Origin of the sequence: Ruegeria faecimaris (genome assembly GCF_900182615.1) — a bacterium.
GTDB lineage: Bacteria > Pseudomonadota > Alphaproteobacteria > Rhodobacterales > Rhodobacteraceae > Ruegeria > Ruegeria faecimaris.
In genome coordinates, this window is record NZ_FXTE01000001.1 from 1,230,567 (window position 1) to 1,247,303 (window position 16,737).

At 58.2% G+C, this 16,737-nt stretch carries 16 protein-coding genes; 1 reads left to right on the forward strand and 15 read right to left on the reverse strand.

Going from position 1 to position 16,737, the window contains the following annotated elements; translation table 11 throughout:
- Positions 1–19 precede the first annotated feature (19 nt).
- From FN806_RS06090 to ftsW, 13 genes are all read right to left on the reverse strand, one after another.
- Positions 20–862: an outer membrane protein assembly factor BamD gene (locus tag FN806_RS06090; RefSeq protein WP_142635022.1), complete on the reverse strand. Its 843-nt coding sequence runs from the start codon at positions 860–862 to the stop codon at positions 20–22.
- A 126-nt stretch (positions 863–988) separates the two neighbouring features.
- Positions 989–1,909, reverse strand: coding sequence for a UDP-3-O-acyl-N-acetylglucosamine deacetylase (gene lpxC / locus FN806_RS06095; protein WP_185956629.1), 921 nt, complete (start codon positions 1,907–1,909; stop codon positions 989–991).
- Positions 1,910–2,121: 212 nt separating this feature from the next.
- Positions 2,122–3,729 carry a cell division protein FtsZ gene (ftsZ, locus tag FN806_RS06100; protein WP_142635025.1) on the reverse strand — a complete coding sequence of 536 codons (1,608 nt, stop codon included), beginning with the start codon at positions 3,727–3,729 and terminating at the stop codon, positions 2,122–2,124.
- Positions 3,730–4,077: 348 nt separating this feature from the next.
- Complete coding sequence (locus FN806_RS06105; RefSeq protein WP_246097154.1) at positions 4,078–4,491, reverse strand: hypothetical protein; 414 nt, start codon at positions 4,489–4,491, stop codon at positions 4,078–4,080.
- Complete coding sequence (gene ftsA / locus FN806_RS06110; RefSeq protein ID WP_142635187.1) at positions 4,478–5,812, reverse strand: cell division protein FtsA; 1,335 nt, start codon at positions 5,810–5,812, stop codon at positions 4,478–4,480. The genes FN806_RS06105 and ftsA overlap by 14 nt, the downstream gene beginning before the upstream one ends.
- 8 nt (positions 5,813–5,820) lie before the next feature.
- Positions 5,821–6,816 carry a cell division protein FtsQ/DivIB gene (locus FN806_RS06115; RefSeq protein ID WP_142635027.1) on the reverse strand — a complete coding sequence of 332 codons (996 nt, stop codon included), beginning with the start codon at positions 6,814–6,816 and terminating at the stop codon, positions 5,821–5,823.
- The gene (locus tag FN806_RS06120) at positions 6,804–7,724 is read right to left on the reverse strand and encodes a D-alanine--D-alanine ligase (protein ID WP_142635029.1); all 921 of its coding nucleotides are present in this window, start codon (positions 7,722–7,724) and stop codon (positions 6,804–6,806) included. The genes FN806_RS06115 and FN806_RS06120 overlap by 13 nt, the downstream gene beginning before the upstream one ends.
- Positions 7,725–7,828: 104 nt before the next feature.
- Complete coding sequence (gene murB / locus FN806_RS06125; protein ID WP_142635030.1) at positions 7,829–8,755, reverse strand: UDP-N-acetylmuramate dehydrogenase; 927 nt, start codon at positions 8,753–8,755, stop codon at positions 7,829–7,831.
- Between the two features lie 45 nt (positions 8,756–8,800).
- On the reverse strand, positions 8,801–9,055 hold the full coding sequence (locus FN806_RS06130) for a DUF2484 family protein (RefSeq protein WP_142635031.1): 255 nt from the start codon (positions 9,053–9,055) through the stop codon (positions 8,801–8,803).
- Positions 9,052–9,300, reverse strand: a complete 249-nt coding sequence (locus FN806_RS06135) for a DUF2484 family protein (protein WP_142635033.1) — start codon at positions 9,298–9,300, stop codon at positions 9,052–9,054. The genes FN806_RS06130 and FN806_RS06135 overlap by 4 nt, the downstream gene beginning before the upstream one ends.
- An 88-nt stretch (positions 9,301–9,388) precedes the next feature.
- Positions 9,389–10,786: a UDP-N-acetylmuramate--L-alanine ligase gene (murC, locus tag FN806_RS06140; protein ID WP_142635035.1), complete on the reverse strand. Its 1,398-nt coding sequence runs from the start codon at positions 10,784–10,786 to the stop codon at positions 9,389–9,391.
- Positions 10,783–11,880 carry a UDP-N-acetylglucosamine--N-acetylmuramyl-(pentapeptide) pyrophosphoryl-undecaprenol N-acetylglucosamine transferase gene (locus tag FN806_RS06145; RefSeq protein ID WP_142635037.1) on the reverse strand — a complete coding sequence of 366 codons (1,098 nt, stop codon included), beginning with the start codon at positions 11,878–11,880 and terminating at the stop codon, positions 10,783–10,785. The genes murC and FN806_RS06145 overlap by 4 nt, the downstream gene beginning before the upstream one ends.
- Complete coding sequence (ftsW, locus tag FN806_RS06150) at positions 11,880–13,043, reverse strand: putative lipid II flippase FtsW (RefSeq protein WP_142635039.1); 1,164 nt, start codon at positions 13,041–13,043, stop codon at positions 11,880–11,882. Before ftsW ends, FN806_RS06145 begins: the two co-directional genes overlap by 1 nt.
- Positions 13,044–13,526: 483 nt before the next feature.
- Between ftsW and FN806_RS06155 the strand changes: the two genes are divergently transcribed.
- A complete protein-coding gene (locus tag FN806_RS06155) occupies positions 13,527–14,708 on the forward strand; it encodes a BaiN/RdsA family NAD(P)/FAD-dependent oxidoreductase (protein ID WP_142635040.1) in 1,182 nt (393 codons plus the stop codon).
- A gap of 22 nt (positions 14,709–14,730) precedes the next feature.
- Here FN806_RS06155 and FN806_RS06160 read toward each other — a convergent pair whose 3' ends face one another.
- Together FN806_RS06160 and murD are read right to left on the reverse strand one after the other, a co-directional pair.
- On the reverse strand, positions 14,731–15,105 hold the full coding sequence (locus FN806_RS06160; RefSeq protein WP_246097157.1) for a glycine zipper family protein: 375 nt from the start codon (positions 15,103–15,105) through the stop codon (positions 14,731–14,733).
- Positions 15,106–15,216: 111 nt separating this feature from the next.
- Positions 15,217–16,611, reverse strand: a complete 1,395-nt coding sequence (murD, locus tag FN806_RS06165; protein WP_142635043.1) for a UDP-N-acetylmuramoyl-L-alanine--D-glutamate ligase — start codon at positions 16,609–16,611, stop codon at positions 15,217–15,219.
- Between the last annotated feature and the right edge of the window lie 126 nt (positions 16,612–16,737).

The window sequence follows — 16,737 nt, forward strand, 5'->3', positions numbered from 1 at the left end:
ACGCCTTTAGCCATGGCGATTACAACCACTGACCTTTGACGGTCTGGCGATAAATCGTGCTGAGCCAGTTGTTGCCGCGGCTTTTGAGTTTCAGCCCGCGAGAGGTCAGCAGCTTATAGCCAGCGTCATACCATTCCGAGGATTGGTAGTTGTAACCCAGAATTGCACCGGCCGATTGCGCCTCATCCACCAGACCCAGCGAGAGATATGCCTCGATCAGGCGATAGAGCGCTTCGGCGGTGTGCGAAGTTGTCTGAAAATCCTCTACCACAACGCGGAACCGGTTGATCGCGGCAGTATAGTGATCCTGACGCAGATAATAACGTCCGATCTCCATTTCTTTGCCAGCCAGATGGTCAAAGGCCAGATCGAATTTCAGCACGGCGGAGGTGGCATATTCGCTGTCCGGATAGACCTCGATCACCGTGCGCAATGACTGAAGCGCCTGGAACGTCAGGCCCTGATCGCGGCCCACCTCGTCAATCTGGTCATAATAGCTGAGTGCCAACAGGTATTGGGCATAGGCCGCATCTTCGTCAGTTGGATAGAAATCTATATAGCGCTGTGCCGCTGCACGGCTTTCTTCGTAATTCTCATCTGCATGGTACGAAAACGCCTGCATGATCAGCGCGCGCTTTGCCCAGTCAGAGTAAGGGTAAAGACGTTCAACCTCTGAGAAGTACCACGCCGCATCGTCGGAACGATTCTCCGACAGCTCAAATTCCCCACGCGTGAAAATCTGTTCGGGGGTGAACCCTTCTAGGTTCTGATTGCGGTCAGCGCCCCCGCTGTTGCACGCTGTCAAAACTGCTGTCAGAAGTACCGCCCCTGCGAATCTGACCGCCGCTTTGGTGCCTATCATTCCGCCAATCCTTGTCGTCTTGCTTAATGGGAATACCCCGGTTTGGGCCTTGGTCTAGCACATAAAATTCCAGTGCAAAACGCCTTAGTAGGCCCTTTGGCGGATTTGTCAGCAGAGTGGAACCAATCAGGCGACTTCGGGGATTTCGTCCCAGACCAGACCCTGTCCGGGCAGACGCGCGGCCTGTTCGGGGGTACACAGGATCGGACGCACAGCACCGGGTGTTTCAAACAGCTTGCGCAGCAGCGTGTTTGTCATTGCATGACCAGACTTGTCGCCGGTGAAATGACCCAGAATCGGTCCACCCGCCAAATACAAATCACCCAGAGCATCTAGCATCTTGTGACGCACCGCCTCGTCCGCGTGGCGAAGGCCACCCGGGGTCAGAACTTCGTCGCCCTGAACGACCACAGCATTTTCAAGCGTGCCGCCAAGAGCCAAGCCGTTCTCGCGCATCGCTTCGACGTCGGTACGACGGCAGAATGTCCGGCAATCACTAAGCTCGCGTGCAAAAGAGCCATTGCACATATCCAGCGTCTTAGTCTGTCGACCAATGGCGCTGTCTTCAAAATCGATATGAAAATCGATAATCAAACCGTCCGCAGGCGCAATCGAAGCACTGGCACCCTCTCGGGTTGCGGTCACAGGTTTAAGAACCTCATAGGCCAGGACCGGGCTTGCCTGACGACGCACGCCTTTCAACATGATGCCACGAACGAATTCAATCGAAGACCCGTCCATGATCGGCACCTCGGGGCCATCAATCTCGATCAGCGCATTGTGGACACCGCATCCAGCCAAAGCTGCCATGATATGCTCGACGGTGGAAACCGTAACGCCCGCTTCATTGACCAGTCGGGTACAAAGCGGGGTACGATCGACCACATCGTAGATTGCAGGGATCAACGCATTGCCCAGCTCGATATCCGTCCGTTTGAACCAGATGCCGTGGCCAGCAGCAGCCGGCTTCAGGATCATCGTCGCAGGCTTACCGCTGTGCAGCCCGAGGCCTGTAAACGTGATCGGAGATTTGAGCGTATGTTGCAAGTGTGACCTCGGTGAGTGGCGTCCGACCTGTGATGGCCGTGTTGGCATTCAACTAAGGAAGCAGGTCAAAAGGCTCAACTCACTCTTTGCAACCGAATGAAACATGAATGTGACAGGTCGGCAAAACCCTGCTCACATAGGGATAATGCACTGTTTTAAAATAAGAAAGGGCCGCCAAATGGCAGCCCCTCTTTAGTATATTGTTACCGCGATCAGTTGGCTTGACGGCGAAGGAAGGCCGGTATTTCAATCCGATCCTGCTCCGGGTCGTCCTCGACATGTGCAGGTGCCGTCGCGTCAGATTGGCGCAATACCGGCTGCTGGCGGGCCGGTTGCTGCGCTGGAGTATCGGCTGCGTGGCCGGTCATGCGATCAATCAGGCGGTTAAAACCAAACCGCGGGCGGTCGGCATCGCCATGACTATCTGAGACCTCCTGCGGCCGAGGCGCAGGATGACCTCTTTCAGCCGGAGGTACATTCTGGACGGCTGCCTGCAAGCGCCTCAGAGCTTCGGGTGATGGCGATCCTGCGGGTGCTTGCGGCTGAGGTGCGACAAAGCTTTCTGGGGCGTATTCGACCGGCTCGGGAGTCGGCTCGAATTCGGCCACGCGCGGCTGATAGGCCGGGGGTGGCAGGCCGTCATCATCCTGTTCTGCGCGCGGTTGGAACTGCGGTTCCATCGGCTCTTCAGTTGCCTCAAACAGCGAAGGTTCACGCGTTGGTTCGGGCTGAGGTTCAGGTTCGGCGCTTGCCGCCACTGACATTTCTTCCAGGGCCGCTTCCTCTGCAGAAACCGAACGGGTCAGCGGTGCCGACATCGAACGACGCGCGACAGGCACATCATCCTGCTTTTCGCTGGCGTCGATACCTGTTGCCACAACCGAAACGCGCATGCCGCCTTCCATTGCGGTATCCAGCGTGGAGCCGACGATGATATTCGCCTCTGGGTCCACTTCCTCACGGATACGGTTTGCGGCTTCGTCCAGTTCGAACAGGGTCAGGTCGTGGCTGCCGGTGATGTTGATCAGAACGCCCTTGGCGCCCTTGAGGCTGATTTCGTCCAACAGCGGGTTGGCGATGGCCTTCTCGGCGGCCTGTACGGCGCGATCTTCGCCGGTGGCTTCGCCCGTGCCCATCATCGCCTTGCCCATCTCGTCCATAACGGCGCGAACATCCGCGAAGTCGAGGTTGATCAGGCCCGGACGCACCATCAGGTCGGTCACGCCTTTGACACCCTGATACAGAACGTCATCCGCCATCGAAAACGCCTCGGTAAACGTGGTCTTTTCGTTGGCCAGACGGAACAGGTTCTGGTTTGGAATGATGATCAGCGTGTCGACTACGCGCTGCAAGGCTTCAACACCGTCTTCGGCCTGACGCATCCGCTTGGCGCCTTCGAACTGGAAAGGCTTGGTCACAACACCGACGGTCAAAACACCCAATTCACGCGCTGCCTGCGCGATGATCGGTGCGGCACCCGTGCCGGTGCCACCGCCCATACCGGCCGTGATGAAGCACATATGCGCGCCTGCCAGATGGTCTACAATCTGCTCGATGCTTTCTTCGGCTGCTGCCGCACCCACTGTCGGACGCGCGCCCGCACCCAGACCTTCGGTGACTTTCACGCCTAGTTGAACTCGTGACGAAGACTGGCTTTGCTGCAGCGCCTGGGCATCGGTGTTGGCAACGACAAAATCGACACCGTCCAACTGTTTTTCAATCATGTTGTTGACGGCGTTACCGCCCGCTCCGCCAACGCCAAAAACTGTAATCCGAGGCTTCAGCTCGTCGTGCCCGGGCATCGAAAGATTCAATGTCATGCTTCTGTCCGCCTGTTTATATAACCCGCCAACGCGGTGTTTTTCTTACCTATCCACTAACAATCCTACCGATCCAAACGGCAAACGTCACGCCAAAAATCGCGAAAATCCACAAAATATGGAGGAAATAAGGCACCTGGAAACAGTATTTGGCAGAGATTGCCAGATGTTGCGGAATTATCTCAAAGCACCACAAAACATGCGACGCTCGCGCCAATGTTGACGGGCGCGTCACTTGCAATTCATTCACATTCTGTCTGCGGAAAACTGCTCAAGCCCTCTCGCAAGGCCTCTGACGGGCCCTGTGGATATCTTGCGGGATTTTGACAGCCCCTGCAAGATATTTCTTTAGCTAATTGGGGCACTTGGGCAGTTAAGACCTTTCTCAGAAATGTCCCTGACCTCTTGAATTTCTGTCCTGGAGAAACCGACCATTCGCACCATCAACTGGTCTTCATACAAAAACGGCCACCAGCAAACTGGCAGACCATCCTCGTCATCGTCGTACAGAAAGCAAATCTGCCCATTAGGAGTTGTAATTTTCCCGTACACACAACCCTTGCCCTCCATACGCCAGACCGAGAGAGTCGGGCTCAGGAACTCTTCGGTGCCGACCAGCATACCGCTGTTATAGACGTGAAACTTTACGGTCTTTCCTTGAACGGCCCCCAGGAAGGCTTCGGGTGTGATACGGGTCTGAGCCTCTATCGCTGACGGCACAGCTATGACTAGCGCCGCGATCGCGGCCTTACCAGTTGTCACGGAACCACCGCACAGCGCGCTTGAACGGGCGTGCGGAATAGGTGTCTACGGGGATTTCAAAATCCCACCATTCATCCTGTGGGTTGGCTGCAAACAGGCTTAACCCCACAACCGAAGAGAACCCCGGCCCTGTGGCCGATTGCGGCAACCCATGGACCCGCAGCGGGCGACCAAGGCGAACACGCTGCCCCAGAATACGAGAGGCCAACCCGTCCAGCCCCATGATTTGGCTGCCGCCTCCGGTCAGGACGATCTGCTGACTGGGCATGTGCTCAAAGCCAGCCGCATCCAGCCGTACACGCACTTCTTCCAGGATTTCTTCGACACGTGGACGCATGATACCTATCAACTCTGCCCGGCTGACAGTACGGCGGTCATGTTCCCAATCGCCGGTATCACCGCCAATGTCGATCAAGTCGCGGTCATCCGCGCCGGTCGCGTGAACGCCGCCATTGAATGTCTTGATCCGTTCGGCAACAGACGCCGGAACGCCCAGCCCCATTGAGATGTCACTGGTCACATGATCCCCACCCATGCGCACGCAATCGGCATAGATCATGTGTTTCTTCATAAATATTGACACGCTCGTGGTGCCACCGCCCATGTCGATACAGGCGGCACCCAGTTCCTGTTCATCCTCAACCAGCGCCGAAATACCCGAGACATAGGCCGAATTCGCGATACCGGCCAATTCGAGATCGCAACGCTTGATACAGCGCACGATATTCTGGATTGCAACCGCGTCCACGGTCAGCATGTGCATATCGACGGCCAGCGATTGCCCCATCTGACCCCTTGGGTCGATCAGGCCCGATCGGTTATCCAGCGCAAAATTCACCGGCTGAGCATGTAGGACTTCGCGACCCACACCATAGTCGGGCACGTCACAGGCATTCAGAACCCGGCCGACTTCGGCCTCGGTTACCAGCTGACCTTCCAGATCCACCTGGGCATCCAAACCATAGGACCGCGGGTTTGCCCCTGAGAAACAGGCGATCACATGGTCGACACGGATATCCGCCATTTTCTGCGCGGCTTGAAGCGCGGTTCGAATGGCGCGCTCAGTCTCCTGCATCGCAGTGACTTCGCCAAATTGCACACCACGGGAACGCGTGGTCGCGGCACCGATCACCCGAAACCCGGATTGTCCGGCCAGAGACCCGATGCCACTGTCCTCGTGCAAACGTCCGGCGCCGTCGAACCGCAGCACAAGGCAGGAAATCTTAGAGCTCCCGACATCTAGAATAGCGACAACGCCGCGTTGCATCGCCTGCCTGCGCATTTGCCGCATGGCCCGTTGGGACTGATAAAGATCGGTCATCATTGTCGTTACTGCCCGCTACTCACATCTACTTTTGTATTCCACCAGTCTTCGCTGGCGGCTTTGGTCATTCGGATTGTCGGTCGCTGACCCAGGCGCATATCCACCACGGCCACATCGCGTTCCAGAAGATCCTGAACCTCGTTCACGGCCAACACGCGTTCCAATGCGCGCACTGGCCGTTCCGTCGGCAACATGATGCGCTGACCGCGATCCAGAACTAGATCCCAGCGACGTTCGCCAATTCGCACCAGACCGCGCACCCGATTGCCCAGACTGCTGGCTGTGGCCGTCAGTTGCAGCGCTTCGGGTACATAGGAATCCGCGCCCTCACCCGCGATCAGTGGCAAATTGGAGTGATCCTGCCGCGATGCGATGATTTCAACATGCGCGCCGGTTTCATCCAGCAATTCGACCCCTCGGCGGGTACGCCAGACAATGGCGGGCTGCCGTTCGACAACATCCACCTGCAGGATACCTCCTGGACGGATGCGCACAGAGGCTGATTTAACCGGATCCAATCCTGTGATCGTTTCGCGCATCTGTTCGACATCCAGGTCCCAGGAACTGATTGGGAAGTCCAGCGGCACCACTTCACGAATGTCTTCCGAAAGGTTGGTTCCCGCCCCATCAATCGCCATCAGGTTGACCATGAATTCTGGTCGCTGCTGGATCGAGATTTTCACATCATGGACATGAGCCACAATCGCTTCGCGCCGGTCCTGAGAGCTGAAATACCCGCCAAGCGCTGCACACACAGCGAAGACCGGCAGCCCGTATTTCAGGCCACGGCGAACACCAGGCGTCAACATCCAGCGCTGTAACCGATAGCTTAGGCGGGACGGCGCCGGATCAAACGCCGATGACTTACGCCCCCAAAGTCGCCGCAGGCGGAACTTGGGTTCTACATTGTTGCGGTCCCCCGAAGCGAAATCGGCATCCGGACCAGCAAGTGGCTTTGAGCGATGGATAACCGGCGCACGGGTGGCTGTCAGCGGTCGCATGATGCGTCCTCCACCATCCATGCGCAAAGCTGGCCGAAGGTTATCCCGCAATGCGCGCCCTGTTCCGGAGCCAGTGACGTCGGCGTCATTCCCGGCTGGGTGTTGGTTTCCAGAAGGAACAAGCCCTCTGCGCCCTTGCTGTCATCCCACCGAAAATCTGTGCGGCTGACGCCTTTGCAACCCAACAGATCATGCGCCTGTTTGGCAAAGCCCATACAAAGGTCAAAAATGTCCTGCGGGATTTCAGCAGGCAGCACATGCCACGACCCACCCGGCTTGTACTTGGCATCGTAATCGTACCAGCCATCCGTCATGATTTCTGTCACGGTCAAAGCGCGGTCGCCCATGACTGTGACGGTCAACTCGCGGCCAGCCACATATTGTTCGACCATTACCAGTTCGGGCATGTCGTCTGCCAGTTTCGGTGGAGTGTTGGCGCCTTCATGCACCAGATAAATGCCGACGCTGGAACCCTCGTTGTTGGGCTTGACCACATAGGGCGGTTCCATCGTGTGACGCGCGGCAACTTCGGATTTGGCCTCGATCACACTTTCGGCGACTGGCAGACCCGCGATATGGAACGCCGCTTTGCTGCGCTGCTTGTCCATGGCCAACGCCGAAGCCAGCACACCGGAATGAGTATAGGGAATACGCAACCACTCCAGCAGACCCTGCACGCAGCCATCCTCGCCCCAGCGACCATGCAGAGCGTTGAAGACCACATCCGGCTTGATATCCAAAAGGCGCACATAGAGGTCCGGACCCGCGTCCAGTTCGACCACTTCAAAGCCTTCTCCCCTTAGGGCGGCCGCGCATTCGCGCCCAGAGCTGAGAGACACCTCACGTTCCGCCGAGGGTCCACCCATCAATACCGCCACTTTGGGGTTTGTCCTGCTCGAACTACCCACGTCGTGCGCCTCAAATCCTGCGGACCTTATGTGGTGGTCCGTCCTGCTTTATGCCTTTGATCCGTCGCCCTATTTTGCCTGTTTTGGGTCTGACGGTCGGAGCTTTAATCTGTCAGCGGATCACCGACCCGCATGATTTCCCACTCTAGCGTGATGCCGCTTGTTTCGTAAACCTTTTTTCGCACATCTTCGCCCAACCCTTCGAGGTCGGCAGCGGTGGCAGAGCCGGTGTTGATCAGAAAATTGGAATGCTTGGGGCTCATCTGCGCCCCGCCCCGCATCACGCCCCGCATTCCCGCGTCGTCGATCACCTTCCAGGCCTTGAGGTCATGCACATCATCCGCGCGACCGGTTGAGGAAAATCCCGCCGGATTGCGAAAGGTCGAGCCCGCGCTGCGATCTTTGGTCGGCTGGGTCTCATCCCGCTTTTTCAACTGCGAGTCCATGCGGGCATGCAGTTCATCAGGATCATCTAGGGGGCCTTCGAACGTGGCCGAGATCAGCACCGCACCCTCAGGCAGATCCGACTGACGATAGCGAAAATTCAGTTCTTCGGGCGTCAGATCGACGACCTGCCCTTGCCGCGTAATGATCGTCGCCTTGCATAGAACATCCGCCGTATAGCTGCCATAACATCCCGCATTCATCCGCACAGCGCCGCCAATCGACCCCGGAATGGTTCGCAAAAACGTCAGGTCCACGCCCGCATCAGCTGCCTTGCGCGCCACATGCGCATCCAGCGCTGCCGCGCCTGCGGTGACAATGTTGCCCTCAATCGAGATGCCATTAAATCCCCGGCCCAACCGGATCACTACGGCGCGCAGCCCACCGTCCCGGACGATCAGGTTTGAGCCGACGCCCATCGGGAAAACCGTGATATCGTCAGGCAAGTCGCGCAGAAACTGCTGCAGGTCTTCCTGGTCGGCGGGTTGAAAGAGGTAATCCGCCGGTCCTCCGACCCGCAACCAGGTCAGATCATTCAGCGGGCGGTTCTGGGTGAGCTTGCCGCGTGGCGAGGGAACAGAAGTCATGGCCGCTAATTCGCGGATTCGAACCGCCAAAGCAAGCTGTATCCGCTATTGCGCGGCACCCAGGATCCGACGCAACCACCGTCCCAGATAAATCACGGGCCAACGCAGTACCGAGATCCCAGCAACCAGAACAATCAACCCGATCCACGGACCGTTCTGCAGCGTGACATAGCCAACGATAGGAATACCCGCAGCAATCAAGAAATAGGCGCGGGTCCAGTGATTATCCTTGCTGGGGATCATCGCCAGGACATTCGCAACAACTCCCCACAGGGCGGCAAGGGCAATGGACCAATTCATTCGTCGTCCCCTCGGCCTGTCCAACGTTGCCAATAGTGGCGAATTGGGTTTCGGAACATGGATGCAAAAGCCGCAAAGCCCAGGACCGAAAAGAACCAGCCGAAATCGTAACCCAGCCAGACAATCAGCGCCGGCGCAACGATAACCAACACAATCCCCGGTGGAAATTGCAGGCGCATCGGTAGCATGGCCACGATAGTCGATGCTATGACCCACAACCCTGCAAATAATACCGAATACGCCAAATCTTGCCTCCGAGACCGCTTTTTCTGCGGTTGCACGATCACTCTTTAGGGTTGCACCACAAAAGAGTCCATTACGTCACATCGCCTGTTATTTCTGCAAGCGCGAAGGCAGGCCATTGGCCCAGGCGCTGATCGTACCGGCACCAAGGCAGACAACCATGTCTCCGGGGCGGGCCTGTTCACGAACCAGGCGTTCAAGATCGGATTCGTCCATCAAAGCGCGGGCATGTCGATGCCCATGCCGGATCAGCCCCTGAACCAGGTCATCGCGGGACGCCCCTTCGATCGGGTCCTCTCCGGCAGCGAAAATATCGGCGATGGCAACAACGTCGGCGTCATTGAAACAGGTACAGAAATCATCGAACAGATTAGACAAACGCGAATACCTGTGGGGTTGATGGACCGCTATCACTCGGCCTTCGGTGGCCTGGCGTGCGGCTTTCAGAACCGCTGCGATTTCAACCGGGTGGTGACCGTAATCGTCGATGATCGTGACGCCATCGACCTCACCCACTTTGGTAAAGCGACGATTGACGCCACCGAAATGAGCCAACGCTTCGCGGATTTCGGCGGCTTTCATGCCCAGGTGGCGGGCAACAGCGACGGCCGACAATGCGTTCGAGACGTTGTGGTCGCCGGGCATCGGCAGGGTGCAGCCCTCGATCCTCTTGTCTTCGTATTGCAGGTGAATGTCGAAATGTGCGACGCCGCCCTTATAGGTCAGGTTCTCGGCCCGCACATCCGCCTGCGCGTTGAAACCATAAGTCCGCACGCGCCGGTCTGTGATGCGACCCACCAGTGTTTGCACTTCGGCGTGGTCGGTGCAGCAGACGGCAAGCCCGTAAAACGGCAGGTTCGAGACAAATTCGTAGAACCCGTCGCGCAGCTGGTCGAAATCGCCCCAATGCTCCATATGCTCGGGGTCGATATTGGTGACAATGGCAATGGTCGCAGGCAGACGGTTGAACGAGCCGTCGGATTCGTCCGCCTCGACCACCATCCATTCGCCCTGCCCCATTCGCGCATTCGAGCCATAAGCGTGAATGATACCGCCATTGATCACGGTCGGGTCAAATTCCCCTGCCACCATCAGTTCAGCCATCATCGTGGTGGTGGTGGTCTTGCCGTGGGTTCCGGCAATGGCAATGTTGGATTTCAAGCGCATCAACTCGGCCAGCATATCGGCCCGACGCACCACTGGCAGGCCCCGCGCACGGGCACCGTCCAGCTCCGGGTTGCCCGGTTTGATCGCGGTCGACACCACAACCACGGCGGCGTTCTCAAGGTTTTCAGCGCTTTGACCGACAAAGATCTCGGCGCCCAGACCAGCAAGGCGGTCGGTGATTTTCGACGCTTTCAGGTCCGAGCCCTGCACCCGGTAGCCCAGATTCAAAAGCACCTCGGCAATGCCCGACATCCCGATCCCGCCGATACCCACGAAATGGATCGGCCCGACATCCTGCGGCAGTTTGGTTGCTGGGGTCATGCGGTCTCCTTCTGGGCCAACTGTTCGACCTGGGCGACCAAACGCTCGGTCGCGTCCGGTGCGCCGGTCGATAAGGCGGCATGGGCCATCTTTTGCGCGGCTTCGGGGTTTGTCAGAACTGCGGTGATTTGCTGTGTCAGCGAAGGAACGTCAAGCAGGTTCTCTGGGATCATGATTGCCCCTCCGGCCTGAACCAGCCCGCGTGCATTGGCGGTCTGATGATCGCCCGCTGCGGCGGCATACGGGATCAGGATCGAGGGCCGTCCGATGACGGAAATATCCGCAACACTTGACGCACCTGAGCGTGATATCACCAGCTGCGCATCGGACATACGACGGGGCACATCCTGAAAGAACGGTTTCACTTCGGCACGGATACCGTGGTCGTCATAAAACGCGGAAACACGGGCGCCGTCTTCGTCACGGGCCTGATGTGCGACACGAATATGGCGGCGCATCTCATCAGGCAGCGCGGCAATCGCTTCGGGCACAATCTGACTAAGGATGCGCGCACCTTGCGAGCCACCCATCACCAGGATCGACATCGGGTAATCGCCCGGTGGGATATAGCCCGCCGCAGCCCGGTCCAGCACGGCGGCCCGAACCGGGTTGCCGGTATGTATGCCCTTTGCACCGTCCGGCAGATCAGTCGGCCAGACACCACAAGCCACCTGCGCCACGCGGGTCGCAAACAGCTGATTCACGCGGCCCAAAACGCCGTTCTGTTCATGGATCATGCGCGGGATCTTCAACATCGTCGCAGCACCCAGCGCTGGGATCGAGGGGTAACCGCCAAAGCCGACCACGACGTCCGGTCGGTCGCGCAGCATCTGAAACGCCATACCGGCGACACCACCTGCGATCTTGGGACCGACCATCAGTTTGGCGGGCAGTCCGCCACGAGCGAAGGTTGCCGAGGACGCCTCGACAATTTCAGTCGAATGCGGAAAGCCACCCGTATATCGTGCGCCGCGCGTATCGGTGGACAAGCGCACACGCCAGCCCCTGTGCAGCATCGCCTCGGCCAGCGCCTGAGCCGGGAACATGTGGCCCCCGGTCCCGCCAGCCGCAATCAGAAGGTAGGGTTTGCCCATCAGCCTCGTCCGCGTAGAATATCACCAAGTTCGCCCTGAGGGCGGGTGCGGGTAAACGCCAGAAGCATGCCGATTGCAATACCACCTGCAATCAGGGACGAGCCGCCATAGCTGACGAACGGCAAAGTCATGCCTTTGGCAGGCAAAAGACGCACGGCGACGCCCATATTGATCATCGCCTGAACCCCGAACATGCAGGCCAGACCGGTGCCCGCCAGACGGATGAACATGTCGCGCTCGCGCATCAGCCGCAGCAATGACCGCACGACGATCAGGGAATACAGTGCGATGATAATCAGCACCAGGATCAGGCCATATTCCTCGGCCGCGACAGCGATGATGAAATCCGTATGGGCATCGGGCAGCGACCATTTCACCTGCCCTTCACCCACGCCGACACCGAAAAGCCCGCCCTCGCGGATCGCATTGGTGGCATAGCCCAGCTGAGTGGTCGGATCGACCTCTTGGTTCAGGAACCCGTCAATGCGTCGGGCGAAATGTTCCGAGTTGGAATAGGCGAACATACCGCCAAGCACGACAAACCCCGCCATACCAACCAGCAACAACATCGGCGCACCGGCAACGAAATACATCACGCCCCAGCCAAACAGGATCAGGCAGGCCTGACCAAAATCGGGCTGCATAACCAACATGGCGACAATCGCCATGCACAGCGCAAAAGACCATAGCCGACCGGGCGGGCCGTTGATCTGTTGTGACGCGGCCAGCAACCAGGCCGCCACAACGATAAACCCGGGTTTCAGAAATTCAGACGGCTGCAGCGAGGCAAAGCCAAGCGAATACCAGCGCACCGCACCTTTGCCAAAATCTGTGCCAAAGACGGGAAGGAAGACCAGCGCGACAAAAGCAGCAAGAAACCCCAACACCGCCAGACGTCGAACCAGTGTGGGCGACATCATCGAGGTCAGCAGCATCGCAACAAGCGCCAATCCGCCGAACAGCGCCTGGCGTTCGACGTAATGGAACGGGTCGAACCCGTTGCGACCAGCCAGCGGCGGCGATGAGGCCAGCCCCAGCAACAGCCCGATGACAAACAGGATCAGTACGCAGGACATCGTCCAACGATCAATCGTCCGCCACCACTTTGGTAGAATCGGTTCTCCGCGCTGGTCCTGAACCGCGCCATACACCATCTCAGTCATGAGATACCGCCACTATCTGCCTCGTCAACGCCCCGTTTTCGGGGTCTACGAGCGAGTCTACAGGGGTTTTAGTGTTTGGGCTAGTGGAATGACGCCGCAACAGAGGGAAATTGGCGCCTTCAAGCCAGTGATCCGCTTCAGGGCTTCCCGTCCCGGGCGTTCGGAACACCTAGGGAACAAGATCGTAGTGCTTTATCCTCCTGGATTCGACCAATTCAGCCTTTTTTCCCAGTTGAACTGTGACTTGGGAAATGCGCGTGATCACTGAACCTGCCTCCTGTGCAGTGCGTCAAATTGAGCTTCCTTGTCAGGCGTATTCTGGCACATGGTATTCCGGCCAATATCACAAATGTTCCAACTGCCAATTTCATTCCATTTTCCCAAACCAATCAGAGGACGGAGCCACAGTCACGGACGGACGTTTGCAGCGCGTTTTCACGTCTCCCCCTTGCCATCCCAGCCATTCCACGCCATCCCCCGCGCATGACTTATGATACGATCATCCTGGGCGCCGGTGCTGCTGGTTTGATGTGTGCCGCCCATTGCGTTGGGCGCGTTCTGGTGATCGATCACGCGAAGGCGCCGGGTGAGAAAATCCGCATATCGGGCGGCGGGCGGTGCAATTTCACCAATATGTATGCAGGGTCAGGCAACTTCCTGTCTCAGAACCCGCATTTCTGTAAGTCCGCATTGGCGCGCTACACGCAGTGGGATTTCATTGAAATGGTCGGGCGTCATGACATCGCTTGGCACGAGAAAACACTGGGACAGCTGTTCTGCGACGGTTCCTCGAAACAGATCATCCAAATGTTGCTGGATGAAATAGAGCGCGCCGGGGCCGAGCTGTGGGTAAGGACCGAGATGAAGGACCTGCGCAAAACCGACACTGGTTTCGCGCTGACGGTTGAGCGCGAGGGGCAGCGTCATGCCCTGACCTGCACCAATCTGGTACTGGCCACAGGCGGCAAGTCGATCCCTAAAATGGGGGCGACGGGTCTGGCTTATGACATCGCGCACCAGTTTGGATTGCGGATGACCGAGACACGCGCGGCTCTGGTGCCGTTCACCTTTTCCGATGGCAGGTTCAAGGACCTGTCCGGTGTCTCGCTGCCGACGCGGCTGTCGAACGACCGGACCAGCTTTGACGAGGCTTTGCTTTTCACCCATCGCGGCCTCAGCGGACCAGCTGCGCTGCAACTATCCTCATACTGGCGCGAGGGTGAGGCGATCCGGGTCAACCTCATCCAGGATATGCCACTGTTCGACCTGCTGCGAGATCAGCGCCAAAACAGCGGACGCAAAGCCCTGACTACTGAACTTTCCCGGCAGTTACCCGCGCGATTGGTCGATTTCCTGAGCCAACACATTCCCATGCAGGGCAATCTGGCCGACCAATCGGACACTGCCCTTTCGGACCTGGTCGAGGCCCTGTCGAACTGGCATCTGACCCCTTCCGGGACCGAAGGCTATCGCACCGCCGAGGTCACGCTGGGCGGCATCGACACCGATGATCTGTCGTCAAAAACGATGGAGGCCAGGGATGTCCCCGGCCTCTATGCGATAGGTGAAGCGGTGGATGTCACCGGTTGGCTGGGCGGGTACAATTTCCAATGGGCATGGTCCTCAGGCCATGCCGCTGGAACTGCAATCGCCAGCCGTGGTTAGCCGACACGGTATTTGCGCGGCACTAGCCGACGACGTTGTACCCACGGCCACGCATGCAGTTACGCACCAACACTTCTTTGTTCTGGTTCTTGTTGATCACGTCCGCACCGGCGCCAACCAACGCACCTGCAACCGCTGCACGGCCCAGATTATCGCTGCTGTCCTGTACGATCCCGGTCACTGCGGCTGCGCCAACGGCGCCGATGGCTGCATTCCCGGCCGTGGTGCCATCAACAGATGCCTGCGATGCCGCAAGCTGTTGGCACTGCTGCAGATCAACGTTGTAATTAGGGCCAACCGGACCATCGATGATCGGCTGGTAGTTTGCGCCAGTGTTGGTGCAGGCACCCGCAATCAGAATGGCAGGCAGGATCAGGGAAAACTTACGATATGGCATAGTCATAACCTCGTGTTGAATTTGACGGGTAGCAAAACCAAAAAATATGGCGCGTCAAGCTGATAGCATCTCAGCTTGGCCCAACCGGCGATCTATTGCAAATGGCGTGTCCTAAAGCCGTTTGCGAACCTGTTCAGCAAAATCCTCACCGCGCTGTTCGAAATTGTCATATTGATCAAAACTGGCTGCGGCAGGGGCCAGCAGAATCGTCTCACCCGACTGCGCGTCGTTCATTGCCTGTTCAACGGCTTCTGCCATTGTTGTGCAAACCAGGGTATCTGCCTGTAACTGCATTGCAAATCCGGCAGCTTCGCGCCCGATCACATAAGCCTTGAGCACATGTTCACTGGCTGAGTTGAGTGCAGACAACCCGCCCTCTTTCTCAAGCCCGCCACAGATCCAGCGGACCTTCTTGAACGCGTTCAACGCCTTTACTGCGCTGTCGACATTGGTCGCCTTTGAATCGTTCACATAGGTGACCCCATCCGCTTCGGCGATGATCTGACTGCGATGCGGCAGGCCCGGATAGCTGTGCAACGCATCCTGAATGATCCGAGGGGCCAACCCCAACGCGCGGCACGTGGCGTAGGCGGCACAGGCATTCTGGTGATTATGTGCACCGGGCAGACCTTTGATCTCGCGCAGGTCAATCGATCCCGCCTGTCGCCCCTTGCGATACTCCGACAGGAACCCTTTGCGCGCAAATACCTGCCATCCGGGTCCGGTCAACTTGCGGGCAACCGAAATACGGATCACCCGGTCATCCGTTGGCGCTTCGGCCAGTTGACCAGCCAGAAAGGCGCCTTCGTCCTCATCCACTCCGATCACGGCACGGTCAGGGCCACCTTCGGCAAACAGACGGCGCTTGGCGGCAAAATAGCCCCCCAAGCCACCGTGACGATCCAGATGATCCGGTGACAGATTGGTGAAAACGGCCACATCAGGTGTCAGCGACCGCGCAAGCTCTGTCTGATAGCTCGACAACTCCAACACCACGACCGAGCCATTGCCCCCTGGATCAATGTCCAAAACGCCTCGGCCGATATTCCCCGCCAGCTGTGCCTCACGGCCAGCTTCGGTCAGGATATGATGGATAAGTGCGGCGGTGGTTGATTTCCCGTTCGACCCGGTCACCGAGACCACGCGGGGCGGAGTATCGAGATTGTCCCATTCTGGCCCGGCGAACGAGCGGAAAAACAAACCGATATCGTTATCCACCGGTACCCCGGCCTCAAGCGCGGCCGCCACAACCGGGTTAGGCTCTGGGTACAGATGGGGGATCCCCGGCGACACGATCAGAGTGGCGACATCATCAAACGCCCCGTGACGGCCTAGATCGCAGCATGTAAACCCTTCGGCTTCGGCCGCCGCGCGTGCAGCCGGATTATCATCCCAGCAGACGGGTTCGGCATTACCGGCCCGCAAGGCGCGCGCCGTGGTCAGGCCAGACCGACCCAGCCCCAGAACCGCAACTTTCTGTCCTGAAAACCCTTTGACCGGGATCATATTTCCCACCTTCTTTCGACTTCAAATGCGCCGACACACTGCACAGATGAACCTGCCATTGGCAAGATCGACAGCAGGTTCGTGCGCAGCGCGAGCCCGGCCCAACAGGAGGCGGCGGGCCGGCTG

Excerpts from the sequence above, each read along its gene's own strand:
- FN806_RS06160 (WP_246097157.1), bottom strand. The coding sequence starts at position 15,105 with ATGCCATATCGTAAGTTTTCCCTGATCCTGCCTGCCATTCTGATTGCG.
- FN806_RS06115 (WP_142635027.1), bottom strand. The coding sequence starts at position 6,816 with ATGCGACCGCTGACAGCCACCCGTGCGCCGGTTATCCATCGCTCAAAG.
- ftsA (WP_142635187.1), bottom strand. The coding sequence starts at position 5,812 with ATGACCGATCTTTATCAGTCCCAACGGGCCATGCGGCAAATGCGCAGG.
- murB (WP_142635030.1), bottom strand. The coding sequence starts at position 8,755 with ATGACTTCTGTTCCCTCGCCACGCGGCAAGCTCACCCAGAACCGCCCG.
- murC (WP_142635035.1), bottom strand. The coding sequence starts at position 10,786 with ATGACCCCAGCAACCAAACTGCCGCAGGATGTCGGGCCGATCCATTTC.
- ftsZ (WP_142635025.1), bottom strand. The coding sequence starts at position 3,729 with ATGACATTGAATCTTTCGATGCCCGGGCACGACGAGCTGAAGCCTCGG.
- FN806_RS06090 (WP_142635022.1), bottom strand. The coding sequence starts at position 862 with ATGATAGGCACCAAAGCGGCGGTCAGATTCGCAGGGGCGGTACTTCTG.
- ftsW (WP_142635039.1), bottom strand. The coding sequence starts at position 13,043 with ATGACTGAGATGGTGTATGGCGCGGTTCAGGACCAGCGCGGAGAACCG.
- FN806_RS06145 (WP_142635037.1), bottom strand. The coding sequence starts at position 11,880 with ATGGGCAAACCCTACCTTCTGATTGCGGCTGGCGGGACCGGGGGCCAC.
- FN806_RS06155 (WP_142635040.1), top strand. The coding sequence starts at position 13,527 with ATGACTTATGATACGATCATCCTGGGCGCCGGTGCTGCTGGTTTGATG.
- murD (WP_142635043.1), bottom strand. The coding sequence starts at position 16,611 with ATGATCCCGGTCAAAGGGTTTTCAGGACAGAAAGTTGCGGTTCTGGGG.
- FN806_RS06130 (WP_142635031.1), bottom strand. The coding sequence starts at position 9,055 with ATGAATTGGTCCATTGCCCTTGCCGCCCTGTGGGGAGTTGTTGCGAAT.